This is a genomic window from Brevibacillus sedimenti, assembly GCF_020923495.1.
GTDB classification, from domain to species: domain Bacteria; phylum Bacillota; class Bacilli; order Brevibacillales; family Brevibacillaceae; genus Brevibacillus; species Brevibacillus aydinogluensis.
Map to the genome: position 1 here is coordinate 2672059 of NZ_CP064048.1, position 23044 is coordinate 2695102.

Here is a 23044-nt window from a genome sequence, read left to right on the forward strand (position 1 = left end):
TCTCACTGCTGCATCTGCTAATCATCTTAGCACAGATCTTGCAGACGTGACAGATATTTGTGGCAATTGGAAAAGAGAGAGGCTGCCCAGCTTCTGCATCGTGGACAGGTCGTGGGCCTCGACAGCAGCGCGGGAAACAGTGTACAGCGTATCGCCAATCAAGAGGATGCGCTGTACGTTTTTCTCGCTCTCGTACCAGTCGACGCCGGCCTGCTTGTAATCGGCCGCGCTCAGGTGCGTGATCCGGCCGCGCAGCGTAAAACCGTGCTGCAGATCAAGCCGGTAGACGTACGCCCCCTGGAAAACAAACTGCCCGTACCCGCGGAAGTCGCCGGCTGTCTTCTGTGCGTCCGTCAGCTCACGCACCGTAACCGGAAAGGCGAGCAGGTGCTTCTCCAAAGAGAAGAGCAGCGCCTTGTGGTTGGACAAGAGGTCCGAGTCCGTGCCGCGATCGCCGATCACCGTCTTGAACGCTTCCTTCGGGTTGTTCACATCCGTGACGTCGAAAAGCGCCACTTTCATCCCCTGGTAGTAGGCCCATTCCTTGTCAGCGATGGCATCCTTGCCGAAGCCGATGATGTGGTGCTCGTCGTAGGGATGCAGGTAGTCGCTGTAGCCGGGGATTTTCAGCGCGCCCAAAACAGTGGGCGCATTGGGCTGCTTCAGGTCGATGACAAACAGCGGGTCCACTTTTTTAAACGTAACCATGTACGCCCGTTCACCCATGAAGCGGACGGAGTAGATGCGTTCCCCCGGTGCAATCCCTTCCAGCTTGCCTGTGATGTTCAACCGTTCGTCCAGCACGTACAGGTTGTTTTTCGAGATGCCTTCGTCTGTGCGCCAGACATCGCCGCTGGTGGTGGCGATCCGCAGGTATGTGCCGTGTTCGTCCATGGAGAACTGGTTGAGGATGCGGCCGGGAACCATACCTTTGCCGTCAAGGGAGAGCGTTCCGTTTTTCAGCGCAAACCGGTACACGGCCGTACTTGTGTTGTCGGGCGGCAGCGGTTGGGGCAGGAGTGCCCGTTTGAACGCTTTGACGCCCTCGGCAGGAGCCGATTGTGCGGTGACGGCGACGTAAAGATTGCTGGGAGAGGCGTAGATGTTTTCCCCCGCACCCAGATAGGCGTGCACCGACAGGGGTTGACGGGGATCGTCCAGATTGATGCCTGCTGCCAGCAGGTATGCCGGTTGGATCGCCTCCGGGAAATAGCGGATCTCCTGATAGGGAATGGTTTGATAGTCATCACCGCGAGCGCTGTCGCGGTAGACAGGTCCCGGCGCTTCTTCATTTTGTTCCAGGATGAGGTGGGGATTGATTTGCTTGTTGGCGATCAGGTAGAGACTGGACCCGATTTTGCGCGAGGAGAGGTACTCGCCGTCCAGCTCCAACCGCCGCGTCAATTTCGGGTTCTGCTTGTCTTTGATGTCATACACCAGCGCCTGCACTGTCGCCCGCACGTAGGCGGCAAGGCGGGAATTGCCGCTCAGCGCGGGAGCGTTCGAGTGGCCGATCACGATCAGCCGCTTCTCGTCCACGTAGAGTTCGAGCGGACGAAACTGACCGTCCTGGTAGGTTAGACGGCTCATCAGTTTCATGTCGTTTGCGGGAGAGGCCCGGATGATCCGCACGTCATCTGGTGTCGCCTGATACAGATAGGTGCCGTCCGTCTTGACCACGTCCGCTTCGTCGACGCCCTGCACCTGGACGTTGGTTGCGGAATAGGCAGCGATTCTGTCGGCGCGGCCCGCAGCTGGAGGGGCAGCGGCCGCCGATTTCTGCGCTTCTGCAAAGGAGAAATGCTCCCAATTGGTTTTCAGCAGCTGTTTCAGATGCTCGTACGTGCCGATGACAGGCAGCTCATGTGCGCCTGCAGCGGCTGCCTGTTGGATGCTGTTCCCGCTCGGGGCGACGAAAGCAGGCATGGCCGCATACAGGAGAACGCAGGCCAAGAACCACGTGACGGGTTTTTTCATGCACATCCCCCTTTCGATACTCATAAGACGGGAGAGCGACAAAAATTGTTTCAGCACGTCCAAAACGGCAAAAAACCCGGCATACATGCCGGGTTTTTGCGCAGGAGTCCTGTCAGCGGCAGGAGTCCAGTCAATCGTCGTTGCTTTGCTGTTCTTGTTTTGCTTGTAAGGAAGGAATCAAGTTGCTCTCCAGGATCAAATCGGAGATGCGCAGCCGGGTTTGTGCCGCCAGCGTATCTTGTTGAGGCATTTCTCTGTCGACCGGTTTGCCGCTGATTCTGTCAAGAAACCGCCCCTCCTCCAACATGCCATTCTGAACCACGAACACATGGTTCTGCGTCACGTAGGAGCCGTCCCGGAAGACCACCAGCTTGTTGTTGCCGGAGGGGACATCGAAGAGCCGCTGTCCCATGAAGTAATGGCCTTCCTGAGGTATGCCCAACAGGTACAGGAGCGAAGGAGTCAAATCCAGATGGCCGGCAACCTGTTCGTCGACGGTCCCGTTTTTCTTGCCCAGGGCAGAGCTGTGAATTACCAGGGGCACTTTGTCGTACTGTTGGCCGTACTGCGGCTGAATGCCGATGCGCGCCAATTCCTCGTTGGGCAGACCGGCGTCGTGATCGCCGTACACAGCCAGCACGGAGGAGTCGTACAGTCCGCTTTTTTTCAGCGATTCAATAAATTCGCCGAGCGCCTGATCCGCATAGTGCACGGAATGCAGGTAATCTCCCATCATCGTTCCTTCCAGCTCGCCCAACTGCAGCGTTTTGTAGGCAGCCGGCACTTCGTTGTACGGATGGTGGTTGGACAGCGAGACCAGGAAGGCGAAGAAAGGCTGCGGCAGTTCCTTCAGCTTTTCGCCCATCTGCTTGAAAAAGTCCCCGTCTGACAAGCCCCAGCCGACCTTTTCGCCTTTTTCCAGACTCTCCATAAACATGGACTGTTCAAAACCGAGATTGCGATGCATCACCGCGCGATTCCAATAGGAGCCGGCATAGGCGTGCGCCGAAAAGGTGGTGTACCCCGCTTGCTTGAGCGTCTTGGGCAGCGAATCAAACTCGTTTTCGGCAAAGTTAAAGTAGATGCTGCCGGGCACCGAAGACGGGTAGAGCGACACCAGCGAGGTAAATTCGCCGTCGGACGTGCGGCCGTGGTACGTCTGGTCGTAGTAGTTGGAATAGTAAACGCCTTCGCGAATCAGCTTGTTCAGATTGGGCGTTACCTCCTGACCGTTGATCTTCAGATTCACGACAAACGCCTGCAGCGATTCTTCCTGGATGACGATCAGGTTTTGCCCGTTGGCCTTTCCGAATAGGGGACCGGTCTGCCATTTGACGTTTTCAGCGGCAAACCAGTTCTTCACGTCGTTGATCTCTTCCGGTGTGGCCTTTCGGTTCTTTAGGGCGCGGTTCACGTATTGATAGACGTCAAACAGGTGATAGTGGTAGATGCCCAATTCCTTTAAGACCGCCTTGTTGGAATAGCGGGAGTCCAGCAGGGAAGGCACCTTTGCCAGTGTCCGCTCGATGTTGATCGTGGAACCAATCACCAGCAGAAACACGATCACCATCGCAAATATCCGGCTTGCCGTCTTCCAGACCGGTCCGCGATGTGCAGACAGCATCTGCTTCATCTTGGTATAGTACAAGAGTATCAGCAGCGGAATGTCGGCAAAATAGAAGGCATATCTTCCGTCCACAAGCGTCCAGATGCTGCCGCCAAGTTCGCTCACCTGCCCGATCTGGCGCAGCAGGCTGACCGACGTGACGTCGTGGAAGTAGCTGAGGTAAATGGAATCGATAAACATCAGCGTGCTCAACACCAGGTCGACCAGCATCACATACGCGAATCGGAAGGCAAACGGAAGCGCGTTGCGACAGATCAACAGGGTTGCCACGGCCAACAGGGAGATGGCGTACACGATGATGTCCAGATTCATGTTGACGATGCGGTAAAACAACGGCACTTTCCAGGCAAAGATGGCGACGAGCAGGATGAAGTCGATCTTCGCCTGAAGCAAGTAGGTGATGTTTCGTACAAGCTGTTTTTCTTTCATGACCCTACCTCTCTACTCTATGAACAAACCTTGTCCTTCGTATTAACATATTCTTCCAATGCGCTGATTTTCCTGTTTCTTAGCGAGAACTCTTTTTATGTCGATCTGCCCCTCTTGACATGATAATCCCGTTTGCACCGGTTCACAAGTCAAAGATGATGCTTGCTTTTTCCATTCCTCCATGTAAGTGCATACAATCTACGGACAGAGGGGGGCGGGTGTGATATAATAGTAGGCGGCTTACGCTACCTCGCACACACCACTTGGTCAAAAAGGGGCGACATAGATGGAAAAGCTAAAACAAAGCATTCTGGAACTGATTACGGAGACGTCCACCAACCTGCCACCGGATGTGCGCCGCGCGATCAACGCTGCGAAAGCGAAAGAAGATATGGGCACTCGTGCCGCTCTGTCTTTGTCCACCATTGCGCAAAACATCACAATGGCGGAGGAAAACGTCTCGCCGATCTGCCAAGATACCGGCATGCCTACCTTTGAAATCAAAACACCGGTCGGCGTCAATCAACTGGTGATCAAAAAAGCGATTCACGAAGCGATTGCCGAAGCGACCAAAACCGGGAAACTGCGTCCCAATTCCGTGGACTCCCTCACCGGTGAAAACAGCGGAAACAACCTGGGTCCGGGTACGCCGGTCATTCACTTTGAACAATGGGAAGAAGACGAGATCGAAGTCAAGTTGATCCTCAAGGGAGGCGGCTGCGAAAACAAGAACATCCAGTACTCGCTCCCCTGTGAACTGGAGGGGCTTGGCAAGGCCGGCCGCGACTTGGATGGCATTCGCAAGTGCATCCTGCACGCCGTCTACCAGGCCCAAGGACAGGGATGCAGTGCCGGCTTCATCGGCGTCGGCATCGGCGGCGACCGGACGTCCGGTTACGCGCTGGCCAAGCATCAATTGTTCCGCCGCGTTGACGATGTCAATCCAAACCCGACCCTGGCTGAGCTGGAGAATTACATCATGGAAGCGGCCAACCAACTGGGGATCGGGACGATGGGCTTCGGCGGCAATTCCACGCTCCTCGGCTGCAAAATCGGCGTAGAAAACCGCCTGCCGGCCAGCTTCTTCGTCTCCGTTGCATACAACTGCTGGGCGTTCCGCCGTCAGGGTGTGCGTCTCAACGCAGAAACGGGCGAGATCATCCGCTATCTGTACAAGGATGAAGCGGTCTCCATGGACATGACGCCGACCAGCATCGAGCAGCCAGCCGGCGAACGCCGCGAAGTGGTGCTGGAGGCGCCGATCACGGAAGAGCAGATCCGCAGCCTGAAAGTGGGCGACGTGGTCATCATCAACGGTCTGATGCACACGGGACGCGACGCCCTGCACAAGTATCTGATGGATCACGACTGTCCGGTCGACCTGAACGGCGGCATCATCTACCACTGCGGTCCGGTGATGCTGAAAGACGAGGCGGGCAAGTGGCACGTAAAGGCTGCCGGTCCGACCACGTCGATTCGCGAAGAGCCGTACCAAGGCGACATTATCAAGAAATTCGGCATCCGCGCCGTCATCGGAAAAGGCGGCATGGGAGCCAAAACGCTGAAGGCACTGCAGGAACACGGTGCCGTCTACCTCAATGCGATTGGCGGTGCGGCTCAGTACTATGCCGATTGTATTGAAGAAGTGGAAGGCGTCGACTTTATGGAATTCGGCATTCCGGAAGCGATGTGGCACCTGCGCGTCAAGGGCTTTGCCGCCATCGTCACGATGGACGCACACGGCAACAGCCTGCATGCCGACGTGGAAAAAAGCTCGAAGGAAAAGCTGGCGCAGTTTGCCGAGCCAGTCTTCAAATCGTAACGGATATACGGTCAAAAACCTTTGGTCACCTGCTGCGGGGGCCAAAGGTTTTTTTCATCCGCAACCAAGGGGCGTTCTGAAGAAGCAACCTTCATCCGTTGCCTCACCGCTGGCATTTGCCGACATCGAATGGGCAGAGCCTGTCACGGCGAATTTCATGGGTGTTTGACCAATCTGCTGAAATTGGGTATTGGTTTATCTCCTCGCTTCGCAGGCAGGAATAGGTTATTAACGAATTACTATCCCAAAAGGAGATGGTCATGCGTGAATTATGTAGTCCGCCCCGGCGACACGCTAAATTCAATCGCTGCCCGCTTTGGAGTGTCGGTGCAGGATCTGATCCGCGCCAACAACCTTCAGCCTCCATTCTTTATCTACATTGGCCAGACGCTTTTTATTCCAATCCGCGAATCGCCGACACCGCCGCGTGATGACGTAGACCGCCGCCTGCGCCGCCTGGAGGCACAGGTGCGCGAACTGGACCGCCGTGTGGAACGCCTGGAAGTGCGCGTCACCCGTCTGGAAGGCCGCCCGCGCCCTCGCTCGTAAACGACCCGTTCGTCTCCCGAGGAATTTCCTCGGGATTTTTTTGCACCGGCCGCATGCGCCGAGCGAGATTACACTTGAACTCCCGATAGCGGAAAGCTACGATAAAGACAATATTAATAGGGGGGAGAAACATGAAGTGGAATGTTGCCTTGCTGCAGATGGATATCGCGTTCGGCCGGCCTGACCTGAATGCGGCAACGGTGCGCAGGTTGGTAAACCAATTGGCGGAGGCCAAGCAGCAGCCGGATCTGGTAGTTTTGCCTGAACTGTGGGATACGGGGTACGATCTGACCCGCCTGGACGAAATCGCAGATGACAATGGCGAGCGCGCAAAAACGCTGCTGCGGGAAGTTGCCGTGCAACTGAAGGCCCACGTCATCGGCGGTTCCGTTGCCGAACGCCGCGACGGGCGCGTCTACAACACCACGTTTGTGTTTGACCGGGAAGGAAATCTGGCGGGTTCCTATTCCAAAGCTCATCTGTTTCGCCTGATGGACGAAGAAAAGTACCTGGCGGCGGGAGAGAAGCCTGGATTGTACATACTGGACGGACAGACGGCGGGTTCTGTCATCTGTTACGACATCCGTTTTCCGGAGTGGCTGCGCGTCCACGCGCTCAAAGGGGCCAAAGTCATGTGCGTGCCCGCGCAGTGGCCTCACCCCCGGCTTGATCACTGGCGCCAACTGCTGATTGCGCGCGCGATCGAAAACCAGATGTACGTCGTCGCCTGCAACCGCGTCGGCGAGGGTGGCGGCAACACGTTCTGCGGCCATTCGATGGTGGTGAATCCGTGGGGGGAAGTGATCGCGGAAGGGATGCAGCAGGAGGAGATTGTGTTCGCCGAGCTGGACCTCGCGCTGGTGGACGAGGTGCGGGGACGGATTCCCGTGTTTGCCGATCGGCGTACTGAACTGTACGAGCTGTAACCAGCCTTGTTGGGCACGGGCTGCGAGCGGCCAGGAAGTGACGCGCATTTCAAACAGCTGGCACTTGATCGGCACACCTGCCGCCAAAAATGGGCGATAGCGGCTGCTGCCTCCACATTTCCTTTCAGGCCCATGCGGCATAGGGTGATAAGAGAGGAACCGAAGGAGGTGCGGTCATGTTACGACTGAACAGCAAAACGATTCGCCACCATTTTGACGGTGTCTACGGCAAAGTGGTGCAGATTCGCGAACTGGTGGAAGTGCTCGACCAGATGTTCGATTCCTTCCACAGGGTAAACGACATCAGCCGCTCTATGTTCGGGCCGCGCAAGCCGAGGGCCAAACAATTTGATCGTCTGCGCTAAAGCGCACCATACAAAAATCACAGGGGAACCGCGATGGACGTCAAGCGGTTCCTTTTTCACTTCTTTTTCACTTGTAAACGGAACGGCAGTGAAAACAACCAATGACAGCGGGCAACACGGCGGCGTAAGGGGAACATCCGAAAATGAACTGGAACGAATAGGAATTTCCTGACGTCTTAAAGCTGTGGGAAGGAGATGAACAAAATGAACAGGAAGATACTTTCGCTGTCTCTCGCGTTCGTTTTGGTTGGATCGGTCGGTGCTTATGCGTTCGCATTTCAAGGCGACGGAAACGAGGACGCAGTCACTCCGAAAGCGTACGCGGAGGTAAAAGCCGACAGTAAGCCGCTCGACAAAAATCCTGAACCCATTCTAAAAGGGAACGCTGACAAATTGGCCGTGCATAGCCAGTCCTTCAAAGCCACCAAAAGCGGTGTTCTTGACGATAAATACCTGGAAGAACATAACGCGGAAGTGAAGCTGACCGAGTACATGACGTACGAGCAATTTGTGAAACTTACGGGAGATGACGCCGTTTCCACCGAAATCGCCAAAGATCGCGTAGTCTTGGCTGTTCAGGTCTATTATCCAAATGGGCTGGAACATCCTCGTTTCGGCCTGATCAAAAACTGCTTGGCCACTGGCATGTATGATGCGGAAACCGGGGAGTATCTTGGAGGGAGTTTTCAAACAATGAAATAAACGGTCTGTACACGAAAAGGACGGGGAGCGCCCGTCCTTGTTCATTATGCGTATGTCCCTGGCTGTGCGGATTAGGGTCACGGATGAGATTTCATCCGCTCCAAGGCCAACCGCACCAGTTCCTTGACCATGCTGCCGCCCAGTTGACCGCCGATTCGGCCGGCGCTGTGGGCGGTGAGGTGGCCGTTGTAGCCGCTCGTCAGGGGAATGTTCAGCTCTTTTGCCACTTCATACTTGGCCTGCTCAGGGTCGTTCACCCCGGCCGCCTTGGCTTTCAGCCGGTCCAGCCCGTGCTGTGCCTGCGGGACGAGGGGACGTCTGCGCCTGCTCATCGATCATCACCTCTGTCCCTAGTCTGCCCGTTTAGACCAGCGCTTTACGCTGCTTGAAGTTGGTATCGGCGTAGTAGGTGTTGGCAACCAGCAGATTGGGGCCGGCGCAGTTGACCGCCGGGCAGTGACAGTTGATCGTCTGGTTGAGCGGATGCTCTTGCCAACGCTGAAACATCGTCTGGAGCCGGTCGTTTTGAATGTTGCCGAGCGGCGCTACGTCCCCGAAGTCGGTAACGATGACGTCGCCGGTGAAAATGTTGATGTTCAAGCGGTTCCGGCCGTCGGGGTCGTTGCGCACGGTGACGTTTTTCGCTTCCCGCAGCCGGAGGATCAGCTCCCGGTCCTCTTCCAGCGGGCTGCAGGCGAAGAAGGGAAGCGTGCCGAACAGCATCCACACCTCTTCGTTGCGCACGTCCAGGAGCGAATGGATCGCGGTGCGCAGTTCATCCAGCGTCAGCACCTGCAGATCGCGGGCAAAGTCGCTGGCGTACATCGGATGGACTTCGTGACGGCGGCAGCCCATCTCCTGAATCTGCCGATGCAAGGTGTCCATTTTTTTCCACGTCCGCGTGTTGAGCATCGTCTCCGCAGAGACAAACACGCCGGCTTCCGCCAGTTTTCGCGCATTTTCCCCGATTTGGGCAAATTGCTGTTCTGCTTGTTTGAGTGAAACCGTTCGCCCGCTTTTTGCGTAGACAATCTCAAGGAACTCTTCGGGCGTAGACCAGTTCCAGGAGATGTGCATCACGTCTATGTAAGACAGGATTTGTTCGTACCGAGAGAACGGCAGGGTCATGTTGGAGTTGATCTGTGTGCGCAGGCCGCGGTCCGCCGCGTAGCGCAGGATCGGCAGAATCACCTCTCGCACGGTCCGTTCGCTGTACATCGGTTCCCCGCCTGTTATACTGAGTGTAAGCAGGTCTTCCGCTTCGTCCAGCCGACGCAGAATCAGGTCGACAGGCAGAGCGGGATCGTCCTTGAATCGCAATGTATCGCCGACGGCACAATGCTCGCAGCGGAGATTGCACAGATTGGTCACCGTCAATTCGACGCTGGTCAGCTTGTAAGCAGGCGGCGTCGCGTTAAAAAGCGGCTCCCATGGGTCGTGCCGCGGAGTCAGTGGTGTGGTTGGAACCATGCGGATCATGGTGAGACCTCCTTCAATTACACACGTACATTCATATAATTATACCGACTAGGGAGCGGAAGGAGAATAGCGAATAACATGATAATGGGCATGTCTTTTGGACGCGGTGTCATATTTCACGATCGGAACGTGCTGGCCTGCGCAGAAGTGAAAGACGGTGTCATTCACCTCTGGGCGGAAAAAATCACCTTTCGGACCATCGGAAAAATATGGCTGCGCATTTGTTTTTCCTTCCCCTGGCCGTATCAGCTGCTGCATCTGGCGCTCGTCCTCTATGTGATCACGGCGGTCGCCTTTCCGCGTCTGGCCGTGGTCGATCCGTGGTGGGCTGCCGTGTATGTGGCGGGATTGCACTTCATCTTTCCGCGGGAGCTGAAAAAATTTCACGGTGCAGAGCACAAGGTCTTCAGCTATCACGGGGAAAAGCGGTTGGAGTCCTGGCGTGAGATCGCCAGGGCCGACATTGTCAATGCCGGCTGCTCCACCAATCTGGTGGTGTGGTTCTTCGCCGGGTTTTTGCTGACGCTGCCGTTTGCGCCGCTGCCGTGGTGCGTGGCGGCGGGTGTCGCGTTCCTGCTGGCCGGCGTGATCGGTGACCGCCATCTGCGCAGGTACTGCCGGGTGATCTACCGTTTGTCTGCCTTTTTTCAACGGCATGTGACCACAAAAGAACCGGCACGTCTGCACCTGGAGACAGCCATTCGTTCGTATCGCCTGTTTGAGCATATCCGCAGCAAGGAACTGCAGCGGGCGGCGTGACTTGCGGCAAAGACGTGTTCACGACATGCGTGCTTTTTACTGCGAACGACGAGGGGCAAAAGGCTTGAGCGCAATAAAAAAAGCCGCCAAGACGCGGCTTTTTTCATGCACGCTTACCGGCTGAGCGGCTGTTCCTCCAGCTTCCGGTAGATTTTCCCCTTGTCCACATAGGACTGGCGAATGCGGCGCATCTCGCGGAAGTCGTCTTCTGTCAGTTCCCGCTTTACCTTGGCGGGAGAGCCCACCACCAGGCAGCGGGGCGGCACCTTCATCCCCGGCGGAACCAGCGCACCGGCGGCCACCATCGCTTCTTCGCCCACTTCCGCGCCGTCCATGACGATCGCGCCCATGCCGATGAGGGCCCCGCGGCGAACGATGCAGCTGTGCAGCACAACGTTGTGGCCGACTGTCACTTCGTCTTCCAGGATGAGCGGCTTGCCGGGGCTTTGATGCAAGGTGCTGTTGTCCTGGACGCTCACCCTGCGGCCAATGACGGTGGGCGCGATATCGCCGCGGATGACGGTGTTGTACCAGATCGAGGTGTCTTCGCCGATGGTCACATCGCCGGAGATGACGACCCCGCGGGCGATGAATGCGGATTCGTGAATCCGGGGAACGCTATTTTCAAATGGAAGCAGCAGCATGAAAAATCCCTCCTGTCAGTGAGATAACGGGCAGCCGGTCTGCGGCGGACGGGGATGGGCGAGAGAAAATCGGCCGGTCATTGGATCAAAGTCCACAATAATTCCGTTCAGCATGTCTTTTTCTTCTTCGCGGTAAAACAGACGTATGCCACTCACGTCGATCGATTTGTCCATGCGGCTCGCCTCCGTGATGGCAATGCTGTACGCTAAACTGCCGCAGCCCGATGTGGTTGCAATGATTTTGATGCCCAGACGGTCGGCGTCCTGCTCTTGTGCGATCAACGCGGACAGACGGGCGGCAGCGGCCGGAGTAATGGTGATCACGCTCAGCCCTCCTTTGTCCCTCATTGTACTACAGGCGGGTCCTGTTAACAATTTGCCATGCTTGCCAGATGATTCTCGTTGACTGAACATCTGCCATGTGCTAAATTATATGGTACTGATTCGGTATAGCAAGGAATGTGGGTAGTCGCTGCCGCGGCCGTTCTCGGTCGGCGGTAGAGGAAAGTCCAGGCTCGCCCAGGCTGAGATGCCTGGAGTGTTCGTACCTGGTGCAAACCAGGGCAGTGAGGCTTCGGCTTCGCTGACGGCGCGGAAAGGGTTCTCCCTGAGACCCGAGTACGCTGAAAGTGCCACAGAAACGGAGCTTCCCTGGCGACAGGGGAGATGGAACGCGGTAAACCCTGCGAGCGAGAAACCCAAATTTGGTAGGGGAACCGTCCCGAAGGAAATGAACGGAGGGACGGATGGCGGCTGTAAGCTGCCATAGATAGATGACTACCGCTCTTGGTGCGAGGGGAAAAAGCCCCGCTTGCAGCACGGGAGACACAGAACCTGGCTTACAGCATTCCTTGCTATCACGACGTACGCAAAACCGTCTGGTCACCAGACGGTTTTTTTATTGCCTGCTTCTCCCGACGCAAGCGAGGGATGTCCTCAAAGAAACCTTCAACTCGCTCCCCAAATCCGAATGTTTGCCAACTCCTTCGAGCATATCGTCAATACATACTCCCGCCTTTCAGGCACCCGAACGAAGCAAGCGAACAGCCTGTCGTGACGGCTCACGCCGGAAAAACAGGCGGTCAATCGGGCGTACTAGCACAAGCCCTCTTCCATAGGTTTTAGGAGGAGGTGATTTCTTGGATCACGAACGCTTTTTCCGAAACATGATCGAACAGGCGGAACAGGTCTGGAGCAGGGTGATGTCTTCTCCGCGTCGCAAGGTCATCTACACGGTCAACGGCGTCGACTACACCCCCTTGCCGGATCGGTTTAACACTCGACGCAAAATAGCCCGGTATTTTCGTCGATATTGGGGGAAGCGACTGACACGGGTGATGGTGTGCAATCTGAACCTGCGCCTCGTCAAAGGTAAACTGTGCGTGCCGGCAGGGGACGTGCCGTTGTTCCCCACCATGGTCCAATCGCTGCGCATCGTGCGAAATCGCCCCAATCAAAAAGTGGTCCGGGCCGTGCTCACCGGAGGCGCCACCCGCGTTTGCATTGATTACCGCTTTGTTCGCACAGGGCCGTCCAGTCCCTTTTCCATTGCCAAACGCACAGCCCGACAGTTTGATATCCGATACCGTTCCTGTTCGGCGAAGCCAGCGGCAGCTGCCGAACCGTTCATCATTCCCGCCGCAAAGCCGACCGCCCAACCGGCCGCGAAGCGGAACGCCGTCAGGAAAAAAAGAAAGCTCCTCAAGACCCCGTAAGTGGGGTCGAGGAGCTTTTTTCGTCAGGAACGGATCGTGACGTGATACGCCCGCAACCACACATCCATCTGTGCCAGGTAGGCAAACAGTTGGGGCGTGCTCATCAACTGGCCGAAAAACGGGACGTCCGTCGCTTTCGCATCTGTCATGGCCAGGCGTCTGATCGCTGCCGTGTCGATCAGCTGATGCAGGGGAGAGGAGGGATCGTTTAGAATCTCCAGAAGCCAGGTGCGGGTCGCTTCCGTGTACGCAGGATTATGCGTTTTCGGGTAGGGGCTTTTTTTGCGGTACAGGACGTCGTCCGGCACGATGCCCTCCAGTGCCTTGCGCAGAATGCCCTTTTCGCGGCCGCCCCACATTTTTAGCGACCAGGGGATGTTCCAGACGTATTCCACCAGCCGGTGGTCACAAAACGGCACACGTGCTTCCAGGCTGGCCGCCATGCTCATTCGGTCCTTGCGATCCAGCAGCGTGTTCATAAACCAGGTGAGGTTTAAGTAAAACATTTCCCGGCGGCGTGCTTCCAGCGGACTTTCGCCGGGCAGATGCGGCACCTCGTCAAGCGTCTCCTCATACCGCTGCGCTGCGTATTCCACCGGTTTCACCCACTCCCGCAGATCGGGCGAAAGCCAGGCGGCCCGCTGTTCGATGGCCTGTGACCAAGGGAACGTGCGGGAGTGGAGCAGATCCTCGCGGTGGAACCAGGGGTAGCCGCCAAAGATTTCGTCTGCGCACTCCCCGGAGAGGACCACCGTCGTTTCCTTTTTGATCTCGCGGCAAAACAGGTAAAGAGACGCGTCAACGTCAGCCATGCCGGGCAAGTCGCGAGCGTACGCGGCGGTGCGCAGGGCATCCACCAGTTCGGGCGTGTCAATCTCGATGGCGTGGTGAATGGTCCCAAAGAAGCGGGAAACCTTCTGCACGTACGGGGCGTCGGCATTGGGCTGAAAGGCGTTTGCCTGGAAGTGGCGGTCGTTGTCCACATAGTCGATGGAATAGGTGTGGAGCGGGCCCCGTCCGTCGCGCCGGAAGGTCTCGGCCGCGATCGCGGTGATGGCGCTGGAGTCCAGCCCGCCGGAGAGCAGCGTGGCGACCGGGACGTCCGCGACCAGCTGCCGCTGAATTGAATCGATCAAGAGCGTCCGTACGGTTTGGACGGTTCGGTCCGCGTCGTCGGTGTGGGGGCGGCTTTCCACTTGCCAGTACCGCTTGATGGTGAAGCGCTCGCGGGTGACCGTCAGGTGGCAGCCGGGGCGTAGTTCAAAGACGTCGTGAAAAACGCCGTGTCCAGGTGTCCGGGCCGGACCGAGAGCAAAAATTTCCGCGATCCCTTCCCGGGACAAGACCGGCTCTACATCCGGATGGGCCAACAGCGCCTTCAGCTCTGACCCAAACAGAAACGAACTGCCCCGTCTGGCGTAAAAGAGCGGCTTTACCCCCAGACGGTCGCGGGCAAGAAACAGGGTTTGCTCCCGTTCGTTCCAGACCGCAAAGGCAAAGATGCCGTTCAACCTGTGGACACACTCGCTGCCCCATTCGATGTAGGAAGCGAGCAGCACTTCCGTGTCCGAGTGAGAGTGGAACGTATGGCCCTTTTCCACTAGAATCTGGCGAAGATCGTCCGTGTTGTACAGCTCTCCGTTGTATATCAAGGTATAGGCGTGTCCGCCCCGGTAGCGCGTCATCGGTTGACGGCCGCCCGCAGGGTCGACGACGCACAGCCGTCGGTGTCCAAATGCGACCCGCGGCGACAGCCAGTATCCCTCGTCGTCAGGTCCCCGGCTGGTCAGCGTCTGTGTCATGGTTTCAATCGTGGCTCTCTCCCGGGAAAGGTCTTTTTCCCAGTCAACCCATCCAGCAATTCCGCACATAATCGGTCACCCTTCCGCATGAAGCGTTGCACATCCAGCCTATGCAGGGCGCCCAGCCAAGTTGTCTGTCCAGCAGGGAAAGCAAAAGCGAAAGCGGAATTGTTAACAGATGGAGAGAGTTGCGGAGGGATGGCGCAGTGGAACAGTTGACGCTGTTGTTGATTGAGCGGATGGGGATATTGCTTACGCTCGCCTTTATTCTGACGCGCATCCCGCTGTTTCGCCAGCTGCTGGACCGGGACGTTCACCTCGGGACGTCGATTGCGTATTCGCTGTTGTTTGGCCTGTTCGGAATGGCCGGCACCTATGCGGGCGTGGTGGTGCGGGAGGAGGTGTACCACCCCGCTTTCTGGATCTTTTCCCTGCAGTCCGATGAAGCGATCGCCAACTCCACCCTGGTAGGCGTGGTGATCGGCGGGCTGTTGGGCGGGCCATTGGTGGGACTGGGAGCGGGTTTGATCGCCGGAGCTCATCTCTACAGCCTGGGTGGATTTGCCGCCTGGCCGGCGGGACTATCCGTGCCGATCACCGGTCTCTTTGCCGGTTACGTGGCGCGCTTTTTTTCCCAGGAGCGGGTAATCTCTCCCGCCAAAGCGCTGTTTATCGGCATGTTCGCCCCCATCATCCAAATGTCGCTGCTGCTGATTTTCGCACATCCTCCCGAGCTGGTTCGGACTGTCGTCAATCTGATCGGCATTCCCATGGTGTTGACCAACAGCATCTCCATCGCCATCTTTACCACGATGATTCACGTCGCCCTGAAAGAGGAGGAGCGCTCCGCCGCGACGGAAGCGGAACGGGCCTTTACCATTGCCGAGCGGATTCTGCCGCATCTCAAGCAGGGCCTGACGCCGCAGACGTCTCAAGCCGCCGCCCAGCTGCTGCTGCGGGAGACGAAGGCGGCTGCTGTGGCGGTCACCGACCGGGAGCGCCTGCTCGCCCACGTCGGTGCCGGAGCGGATCACCACCTGCCCGGCGAGCCGATCGGAAGCGATCTGGACCGGCGGGCGATGTTCAGCGGCGGTATCGAGACGGGACTTACCCGTGAGAGCGTCTCCTGTGGGCAAAAGCACTGTCCGCTGCAAGCGGCAGTGGTGGTGCCGATCCGGGAAGGGGACAGCGTGGTCGGATTGATCAAGCTGTATTTTCGCCGTCCCCAACAGATCGGCAAGGTGCAGGAAGCACTGGCCAAAGGACTGGGCAACCTGCTGTCCAATCAGCTGACGCTGACCCTGGCTGAGAAAATGAAAGGGCTGATGAAGGATGCGGAGCTAAGGATGCTGCAGGCGCAAATTCAGCCGCATTTTCTGTTCAACACACTCAATTCCATCGTCACCCTGATTCGGATCAATCCCGATCTGGCGCGGCACATGACGATCCAGCTCGGCGTGTTCATGCGCCTCAACCTGAAGCTGACGGCGAGCCCGCTGGTCACCGTCGGACAGGAACTGAATCACTTGAACGCATATCTGGAGATCATCAACATTCGCTTTGCGGAACAGTTTGTCGTCCGCTGTGAGGCGGACGACGGAGTCGAAGAAGCGCTGATCCCGCCGGGAACGCTGCAAACGCTCGTGGAGAACAGCATTCACCACGGCCTGCGGGGCAAGACCAGCGGCGGGGAGATCGAGGTGCGTGTAAAGCAGGACGGACGACGGGTGGCCGTGGTCATCGAGGACAACGGTGCGGGCATCCCCGCGGACATCCTGGACAAGCTGGGCGAGATGCCGCTGGAGAGCCGCGACGGAAACGGGATCGGCGTCTACAACGTCAACCAGCGGCTGGTCAGCCTGCTCGGCCAATCAGCCCGTCTGCGTTTTGCCAACAAACCGGAGGGGGGCAGCCGGATCACCTTTTTCATACCTCACAGAGGAGGAGAGGATGCCTAGATGGTCATTCGTGTCATGATAGCCGAAGACGAACACCTGGCTCGGGAAGAGCTGACCTACCTGCTTCAGCAGGAAAGCGACGTAGAACTCCTGCCCTGTGCCTCCAATGGCAGGGAACTGTTGCGCCTGGTGGAAGAGCACGACCCGGACGTGGTGTTTCTGGACATCAAAATGCCGGAACTGGAGGGGGATCAGGCAGCCCGCATGCTGGCGGCGCGCAAGGATCGCCCGCTGCTGGTCTTTTCGACCGCCCACGAGGACTACGCGGTGGAAGCGTTCAAGCTGAATGCCGTCGATTACCTGCTGAAGCCGACGGAACCCCAACGTCTGCGGGAAACACTGCAGCGCGTGCGCAAGCGGCTCGCGGAGACATCCGGGCCGCAGGCGGGAAAAGTCTCCAAGCTGATTGTGGAAGAGAGCAGCCGGCTGGTGGTGATCGATCCGGCCGCGATCATGTACGCCGTTCGGGACGATCGGGTAGTGCGCATCTGCACGGAGACAGAGGTGTACACCACCCGGATGACCTTGCAGCAGTTGGAGGAAAAGCTGCAAGCCCATTCCTTTTTCCGCACGCACAAGAGCTACCTGGTCAACCTGCAGTACGTCAGCGAGCTGGAGCCATGGTTCAACGGGGCGTACAACCTGATATTGAAAGGACCGAAAAAAGTGCGCGTACCCGTCTCCCGCACGGCGGCAAAAGACCTGCTGAAACGCTTGGAAGGGTAAAGGTTGCCTGCGCTGATTCCTCGTTTTGTGCATGTGGCGCACGAGATTGTGCAAGATACGCAAAAATATACGCAATATTGATATTTTTTTGTAAACTGTAAAAAACTAAAGGAAGCGCTTACAATCCAGTAGGCGCCACATTTGCAAGAGGGGGAGTTCCAATGGGAAATACGAGCCCGGCGGTCCAAGGAAAGTCGAAGCCGCAGTCGATTGACTACACGGCCGTAAGCCGTTCCGCCGCCTTCAAGGAACTGCTGAGGCGAAAAAAAGCTTTCATTCTGCCTTATTCCATTTTTTTCTTCGTGTTCTATTTCACCCTCCCAATCATGACCTCTTACTTTGAAGTCCTGAACCGTCCCGCTATCGGGGTGATCACCTGGGCATGGGTATTTGCTTTTGCCCAGTTCATCATGACCTGGACGCTCTGTATCATCTACACCAAGCGTTCGGAAGAGTTTGACCGGATGGTGGAACAGATCAAACAGGAGACGGGAGGGAAACAGGTATGAACGTAACCGCGTTTTTGCTGTTTCTGGCCATTGTCATCTTGACGCTCATCATCACCTACTACGCTTCCAAGCGAACCAATACGACCAGCGAATTTTACACCGCCGGGGGCGGCCTGACCGGATGGCAGAACGGCCTGGCGATCGCCGGCGACTACATGTCGGCAGCTTCGTTCCTCGGCATCGCCGGGATGATCGCGCTGTCCGGCTTCGACGGCTTTTTCTACAGCATCGGGTTTCTCGTCGCGTACCTGGTCGTGCTGTACCTGGTGGCCGAACCGCTGCGAAATCTGGGCAAGTACACGATGGCGGACATGATTGCGGCGCGCTTCAACAACAAGCAGATTCGCGGCGTTGCCGCGCTCAACTCCGTCGCCATCTCCATTTTTTACATGATCGCGCAGTTGGTGGGGGCCGGCGCGCTGATCAAACTTTTGCTCGGGCTGGAATACACCACGTCCGTGCTGATCGTCGGCGCCTTGATGACGGTGTACGTGGTCTTCGGCGGGATGACCGCCACTTCCTGGGTGCAGATCGTCAAGGCGGTGCTGTTGATGGCCGGCACGTTCATCATCTCACTGATGGTGTTTGCCAAATTTGGCTTCAGCTTTACGGCCATGTTTGAACACATGCAGACGGCAACGCCGTTGGGCGAGAAGTTTCTCCATCCCGGCAACAAGTTCAAGGACGGGCTGGACACGATCTCGCTCAACCTGGCGCTGGTGCTGGGCACGGCCGGCCTGCCGCACATCCTGATTCGCTTCTTTACCGTGAAGGATGCGCCGACCGCGCGCAAGTCCGTAGTGTACGCCACCTGGATCATCGGCATTTTCTACGTCATGACCATTTTCCTGGGCTTTGGTGCGGCTGCGTTCGTCGGGCAGGACAACATGGACCCGGCGGGCAACATGGGCGCTCCGCTGCTGGCGCAGTACCTCGGGGGGAACTTCCTGTTCGCGTTTGTCTCCGCCGTCGCCTTCGCCACGATCCTGGCTGTGGTGGCGGGGCTGGTCCTGTCGGCTGCGTCCGCCTTTGCGCACGATTTTTACAGCCACGTGATCCGGCAGGGCAAAGCGTCGGAGCGCGAGCAGATGTTGGCGGCCAAGTGGGCGTCGGTCGGCGTGGCTGTCATCTCCATCCTGCTTGCCTTGTTCGCGCAAAAGCTGAACGTCGCCTTTCTCGTGGCGCTCGCGTTTGCGGTGGCAGCCAGCGCCAACCTGCCGGTGATCATCTTCACCATTTACTGGCGCCGCTTTAACACGACGGGAGCGGTGACCGGCATGCTGGTGGGGCTGTTCAGCTCCCTGATCCTGGTCGCCCTCAGCCCGAACGTCTGGCATCCGGAGCCGGGCAAGGCGATTCTCGTCGGCGAAGCGCTCTTCCCGCTCAGCAATCCGGGCATCGTCTCCATCCCGCTGGGCTTTTTGGCCGCATGGATCGGCACGTACTTTTCCTCCTCGCGGGACGACGCCAAATTTGAAGAAATTCTGGTCAAGGCCAATACGGGCATGAAGGAAACGGCATAGCCCGCGGATAAGTATACAGGAAACTGGAGATGCTGGGGTGTACGCCCCGGCTTCTTTGCCATTCAGGCGGAAGTGGAGGCTGGCATGTCTGCGGTGATTTTCTTTTGCAGCGTCATTATCGGCACGCTGTTCATCACGTATTCGGCAGCCAGGCGGGCGGTCAACCCGCGTGAGTTCTACGCTGCGGGCAACCGTCTGACCGGTTTGCAGAACGGCGTAGCCATCGCGGGAGACTACATGAGCGCTGCGTCTTTCCTCGGCATTGCGGGTACAATCGCCCTGTACGGATTTGACGGCTTTCTCTACGCGATCGGATTTTTCGTCTCCTATCTGGTGATGCTGTCTTTGATCGCGGAACCGCTGCACAACCTGGGGCGATACACCCTGGCCGACGCGATCGCCGTTCGCTTTGACAGCAAAGGGCTGCGCGGGGTGATCGCCTGCACGACACTGCTGATCACGATTTTTTACATGATCGCTCAACTGGTGGGGGCGGGAGCGCTGATCCACCACCTGTTTGACATCGAGTACAAGACCGCGGTGATGGTGGTGGGCAGCCTGATGACGATCTACGTCGTCTTTGGCGGGATGGAGGCCACCTCCTGGGTGCAGATTATCAAGGCCATTCTGCTCCTGACGGGGACCTGCATCGTTTCCATGATCGTGCTGGCCCGCTTTGACTGGAGCCTGGCAGCGCTGTTTGATTACGTCAGCACGGCTACTCCGTTCGGGGAGCGGTACCTCTATCCGGGCAACCAGTACGTCAAGCCGCTGGACATCCTTTCGCTGCATCTGGCGCTGATCCTGGGCACGGCCGGCCTGCCGCACATCATCGCCCGCCTGTTTACGGTGAAGGACGCAGTCACCACGCGCAAGTCGATCATCACGGCCACCTGGATCATGGGGGCGTTTTACCTGATGACCATTCTGCTGGGATTCGGCGCGTGCGCGTTTATCGGCTGGCAGACCCTGAATCAGGCCGGGTTTGGGGGAAATCTGACGGTGACGCTGCTGGCTGATGCGCTGGGGGGCGAATTCCTGATGGCCTACATCTCGGCCGTCGCCTTCGCCACGATACTGGCAGTCGTGACCGGATTGGTGCTCGCCGCGTCTTCCGCGTTCGCCCACGACGTCTACAGCCACATCGTCCGCAGCGGGCAGGCTTCCGAACGGGAGCAGGTGCTGGTCGCCAAGGCGTCGTCCGTCGCTGTCGGCTTCGTCTCCATCTGGCTGGCGATCGGTGCGGAGAAGATGAACGTGGCGATTCTCGTGGCGCTCACTTTTGCTGTGGCGGCTTCGGCCAACCTGCCGATGATCCTGTTTACCTTGTACTGGAGGCGGTTTACGGTGCAGGGAGCGATCGCCGGAGTCATCACCGGTGTTGTGGCTTCGCTCCTGCTCGTCAGTCTCGGCCCGTCGGTAATGCATCCCGAGCACGGCATGATTCTGGCCAAACCGCTGTTTCCCCTGGCCAATCCGGGCCTGGTCTCGATTCCGCTCGGGTTCCTCGGCGCGATGCTGGGCACTTGGTTGAGCCGACCGTCGCCGGGGGCGTCGGAGCGGTACGATCGGGTGCTGGTGCAGGCGTATACCGGCATCCGCCCGCCCGCCGACCGGTACAGGCGCACGCCAAACGCATAGAGCGGCCGCAGTCGGCGTATCAGGACGGGCCGCTTTCACGCACAACGGAAGTTGTCCTTCATATTCAACAACAAAACCACCCCTCAACGTATTCGACTTGAGGGGTGGTTTCTCAATATTTGTTCTGAAGTGCTCACTCAAGTGCCTGGAAGATTGAAGATTACCCAACCTGCCATAAGCGTAATCAACAAACAAACCAGAATCACAAGAGTGGTTACTTTCGGTTTCTTCATTAAACTTCGAATTGCCGTAACCAAACCAGTCATCAGCTCTATCGGAAACAATATGACCTCTTTTAGGATTTTCAGGACTTTCCTGCCAACCATAACACATTACTCCCAGTGATCATCAGACATCAAAGTATACCAGTTCACCATTAGCCAATTTTTCCCTCCAAATATTTTCCTGCAATTGGGATAAACTGTTGCGGACAGGCTTCCGAACGGGAGGTTCTGGCCAATCGCAGCGGGACGCTTTCGGAGCAGTGTCTCCAATCCGGCCTGTGAATCGCGGAAAAGGATCCTGGATACCACATGCCACAGGGAGGGAGTTGCGTGTACGTCGGGTGTCACGTCAGCATTCGCGGCGGGTATCTGGCCGCAGCAAAGACGGCTTTGGCGCTGGGAGCCGACGCGTTCCAATACTTTCCCAAAAACCCGCGCAGTCTGACGCTCAAAGCGTTCGACCCGAAGGATGCAGAGGCATGCCGCGCCTTTTGCCGAGAGCAGGGGATCGTCTCCATCGCCCACACGTCCTATCCTGTCAATCTTGCCGCAGCGCCGGGCGCATTGTATGAAGCGATTGCTGATTCACTGCGAAACGACCTGGAAATCGCCGAATCATGCGGTTCCATCGGGGTGGTCGTCCACTTCGGCCAATACAAGGGGGCGGATGTGCTGGAAGGGTACCGTTTGATGATCCGGATGGTAAACGACATTCTGGACGGCTGGAGCGGTGCGGCGAAGCTGCTGATCGAAAACAACGCGGGCCAGGGCAGCCGCATGGGGACAACGCTGGAAGAACTGACCCAGGTGCGGCAGCTGCTGAATCATCCGGAAAAGGTGGGCTTCTGCTTCGACACGTGCCACGCCTTTGCCAGCGGGCTGTGGACGGGAGACGACTGGGAGCAGGTGGCCGACCGCATGCGGAATCTCGGGTATCTGGACGCGCTGGCCGCTGTTCACCTCAACGATTCGGTGTATCCGGCCGTCTCCTTTCGCGACAGGCACGCGCCGATCGGGCGTGGTGCGATCGGCAGGGAAGCGTTCGTCTCGCTGCTGCGGACACCAGAACTGCGGGGAATTCCGGTCGTGCTGGAAACGCCCCGTCCGCCCGGCGGGGACCACCGGGAGGAAATTGCCCTGGTGCGACAGCTGGCCGGGCCGTGACAGGCTGACCGGTCGTATGGTAGAGTGTGAGAGTAAACCGTACAGTGCGCTGTCAGCGAGGAGGAGTCTGTGTGAAACGAAGAGTCAAGGTTACCATCGAGGATTTTGCTCCGCTCCGGGAAAACCTGAACAATCCGGAAGAGCTGGCCTTGTATGAGGCGGCAAACGGACATACATACGATGCGGAAATCGAGCATGACGGCTATGCCGTGATCGACCTGCCCGACGGGGACTACATCGAACTGGCTCCCGGCGAGTATCAGATCATGATCGAGGAATGGACGAAAGCGGGGACGATTGGCGCACTGACGCTGGAGACCAAGTCGGACCCGGCAGACGACAAGGCGCTGTTGTACCGTCTCGTCGACGCGTCCGGCGCCGAAACAGAGCCGCCGCGCTCCCTGTCCAAGCAGGTGGTGGAACTGCTCGGCAAGACGTGGTTTGGGAAAAAGTAGCACCTGTTCACCATTGAAAAGAAAAGCCGACGTCCTGTCACAACAGGA

21 protein-coding genes and 1 other RNA gene are annotated in these 23044 nt (G+C 57.7%); 15 read left to right on the plus strand and 7 right to left on the minus strand.

Features of this window, described 5'->3' with window-relative positions; all coding sequences use genetic code 11:
• Positions 1 to 21: 21 nt before the first annotated feature.
• Together IRT44_RS13090 and IRT44_RS13095 are read right to left on the minus strand one after the other, a co-directional pair.
• Entirely contained in the window at positions 22 to 1977 is a 1956-nt protein-coding gene (locus IRT44_RS13090; RefSeq protein ID WP_230076794.1) for a beta-propeller domain-containing protein, read from the minus strand.
• A gap of 130 nt (positions 1978 to 2107) precedes the next feature.
• A complete protein-coding gene (locus tag IRT44_RS13095) occupies positions 2108 to 4033 on the minus strand; it encodes an LTA synthase family protein (protein ID WP_230076795.1) in 1926 nt (641 codons plus the stop codon).
• A 286-nt stretch (positions 4034 to 4319) separates the two neighbouring features.
• Between IRT44_RS13095 and IRT44_RS13100 the strand changes: the two genes are divergently transcribed.
• The 5 genes from IRT44_RS13100 to IRT44_RS13120 all read left to right on the plus strand — a co-directional run bounded on the left by IRT44_RS13100 (position 4320) and on the right by IRT44_RS13120 (position 8397).
• The gene (locus IRT44_RS13100) at positions 4320 to 5855 is read left to right on the plus strand and encodes a fumarate hydratase (RefSeq protein ID WP_171566507.1); all 1536 of its coding nucleotides are present in this window, start codon (positions 4320 to 4322) and stop codon (positions 5853 to 5855) included.
• 264 nt (positions 5856 to 6119) lie between these two features.
• Complete coding sequence (locus tag IRT44_RS13105) at positions 6120 to 6404, plus strand: LysM peptidoglycan-binding domain-containing protein (RefSeq protein ID WP_171566508.1); 285 nt, start codon at positions 6120 to 6122, stop codon at positions 6402 to 6404.
• A gap of 131 nt (positions 6405 to 6535) precedes the next feature.
• Entirely contained in the window at positions 6536 to 7330 is a 795-nt protein-coding gene (locus IRT44_RS13110; protein ID WP_171566509.1) for a carbon-nitrogen family hydrolase, read from the plus strand.
• A 176-nt stretch (positions 7331 to 7506) separates the two neighbouring features.
• A complete protein-coding gene (locus IRT44_RS13115) occupies positions 7507 to 7695 on the plus strand; it encodes a hypothetical protein (RefSeq protein WP_171566510.1) in 189 nt (62 codons plus the stop codon).
• Between the two features lie 204 nt (positions 7696 to 7899).
• A complete protein-coding gene (locus tag IRT44_RS13120) occupies positions 7900 to 8397 on the plus strand; it encodes a hypothetical protein (RefSeq protein WP_230076796.1) in 498 nt (165 codons plus the stop codon).
• A 77-nt stretch (positions 8398 to 8474) separates the two neighbouring features.
• Here IRT44_RS13120 and IRT44_RS13125 read toward each other — a convergent pair whose 3' ends face one another.
• Entirely contained in the window at positions 8475 to 8729 is a 255-nt protein-coding gene (locus IRT44_RS13125) for an alpha/beta-type small acid-soluble spore protein (protein ID WP_171566512.1), read from the minus strand.
• 31 nt (positions 8730 to 8760) lie between these two features.
• Positions 8761 to 9876: a radical SAM/CxCxxxxC motif protein YfkAB gene (gene yfkAB / locus IRT44_RS13130; RefSeq protein ID WP_171566513.1), complete on the minus strand. Its 1116-nt coding sequence runs from the start codon at positions 9874 to 9876 to the stop codon at positions 8761 to 8763.
• A 78-nt stretch (positions 9877 to 9954) separates the two neighbouring features.
• Here yfkAB and IRT44_RS13135 point away from each other — a divergent pair, with 78 nt between their 5' ends.
• Positions 9955 to 10635, plus strand: coding sequence for a DUF1385 domain-containing protein (locus IRT44_RS13135; RefSeq protein ID WP_230076797.1), 681 nt, complete (start codon positions 9955 to 9957; stop codon positions 10633 to 10635).
• Between the two features lie 113 nt (positions 10636 to 10748).
• Here the strand turns inward: IRT44_RS13135 and IRT44_RS13140 are convergent, their stop codons facing one another.
• Together IRT44_RS13140 and IRT44_RS13145 are read right to left on the minus strand one after the other, a co-directional pair.
• Positions 10749 to 11279, minus strand: a complete 531-nt coding sequence (locus IRT44_RS13140) for a gamma carbonic anhydrase (RefSeq protein WP_171566515.1) — start codon at positions 11277 to 11279, stop codon at positions 10749 to 10751.
• A 15-nt stretch (positions 11280 to 11294) separates the two neighbouring features.
• A complete protein-coding gene (locus IRT44_RS13145; RefSeq protein WP_212132789.1) occupies positions 11295 to 11603 on the minus strand; it encodes a HesB/IscA family protein in 309 nt (102 codons plus the stop codon).
• A gap of 133 nt (positions 11604 to 11736) precedes the next feature.
• On the opposite strand from IRT44_RS13145, the gene rnpB reads away from it, so the two are divergent.
• Together rnpB and IRT44_RS13155 are read left to right on the plus strand one after the other, a co-directional pair.
• Positions 11737 to 12126: RNase P RNA component class B (gene rnpB, locus IRT44_RS13150), an RNA gene on the plus strand.
• A 292-nt stretch (positions 12127 to 12418) separates the two neighbouring features.
• Positions 12419 to 12994 (plus strand): DL-endopeptidase inhibitor IseA family protein, encoded by a 576-nt coding sequence (locus IRT44_RS13155; RefSeq protein WP_230076798.1) that lies wholly within the window; start codon positions 12419 to 12421, stop codon positions 12992 to 12994.
• A 23-nt stretch (positions 12995 to 13017) separates the two neighbouring features.
• On the opposite strand, the gene asnB is transcribed toward IRT44_RS13155, so the two are convergent.
• Entirely contained in the window at positions 13018 to 14865 is a 1848-nt protein-coding gene (asnB, locus tag IRT44_RS13160; protein ID WP_171566516.1) for an asparagine synthase (glutamine-hydrolyzing), read from the minus strand.
• Positions 14866 to 15002: 137 nt separating this feature from the next.
• On the opposite strand from asnB, the gene IRT44_RS13165 reads away from it, so the two are divergent.
• The 7 genes from IRT44_RS13165 (at position 15003) to IRT44_RS13195 (ending at position 22996) form a co-directional block, all read left to right on the plus strand.
• A complete protein-coding gene (locus IRT44_RS13165) occupies positions 15003 to 16754 on the plus strand; it encodes a LytS/YhcK type 5TM receptor domain-containing protein (RefSeq protein WP_212132790.1) in 1752 nt (583 codons plus the stop codon).
• Positions 16755 to 17480: a LytR/AlgR family response regulator transcription factor gene (locus IRT44_RS13170; RefSeq protein ID WP_171566518.1), complete on the plus strand. Its 726-nt coding sequence runs from the start codon at positions 16755 to 16757 to the stop codon at positions 17478 to 17480.
• A gap of 161 nt (positions 17481 to 17641) precedes the next feature.
• A complete protein-coding gene (locus IRT44_RS13175) occupies positions 17642 to 17989 on the plus strand; it encodes a DUF485 domain-containing protein (RefSeq protein ID WP_171566519.1) in 348 nt (115 codons plus the stop codon).
• Complete coding sequence (locus tag IRT44_RS13180) at positions 17986 to 19512, plus strand: solute symporter family protein (RefSeq protein WP_171566520.1); 1527 nt, start codon at positions 17986 to 17988, stop codon at positions 19510 to 19512. The genes IRT44_RS13175 and IRT44_RS13180 overlap by 4 nt, the downstream gene beginning before the upstream one ends.
• 84 nt (positions 19513 to 19596) lie before the next feature.
• Positions 19597 to 21153 (plus strand): solute symporter family protein, encoded by a 1557-nt coding sequence (locus tag IRT44_RS13185; protein ID WP_230076799.1) that lies wholly within the window; start codon positions 19597 to 19599, stop codon positions 21151 to 21153.
• Between the two features lie 554 nt (positions 21154 to 21707).
• Complete coding sequence (locus tag IRT44_RS13190; protein ID WP_230076800.1) at positions 21708 to 22541, plus strand: deoxyribonuclease IV; 834 nt, start codon at positions 21708 to 21710, stop codon at positions 22539 to 22541.
• Between the two features lie 71 nt (positions 22542 to 22612).
• Positions 22613 to 22996 (plus strand): hypothetical protein, encoded by a 384-nt coding sequence (locus IRT44_RS13195; protein WP_171566523.1) that lies wholly within the window; start codon positions 22613 to 22615, stop codon positions 22994 to 22996.
• Positions 22997 to 23044 lie beyond the last annotated feature (48 nt).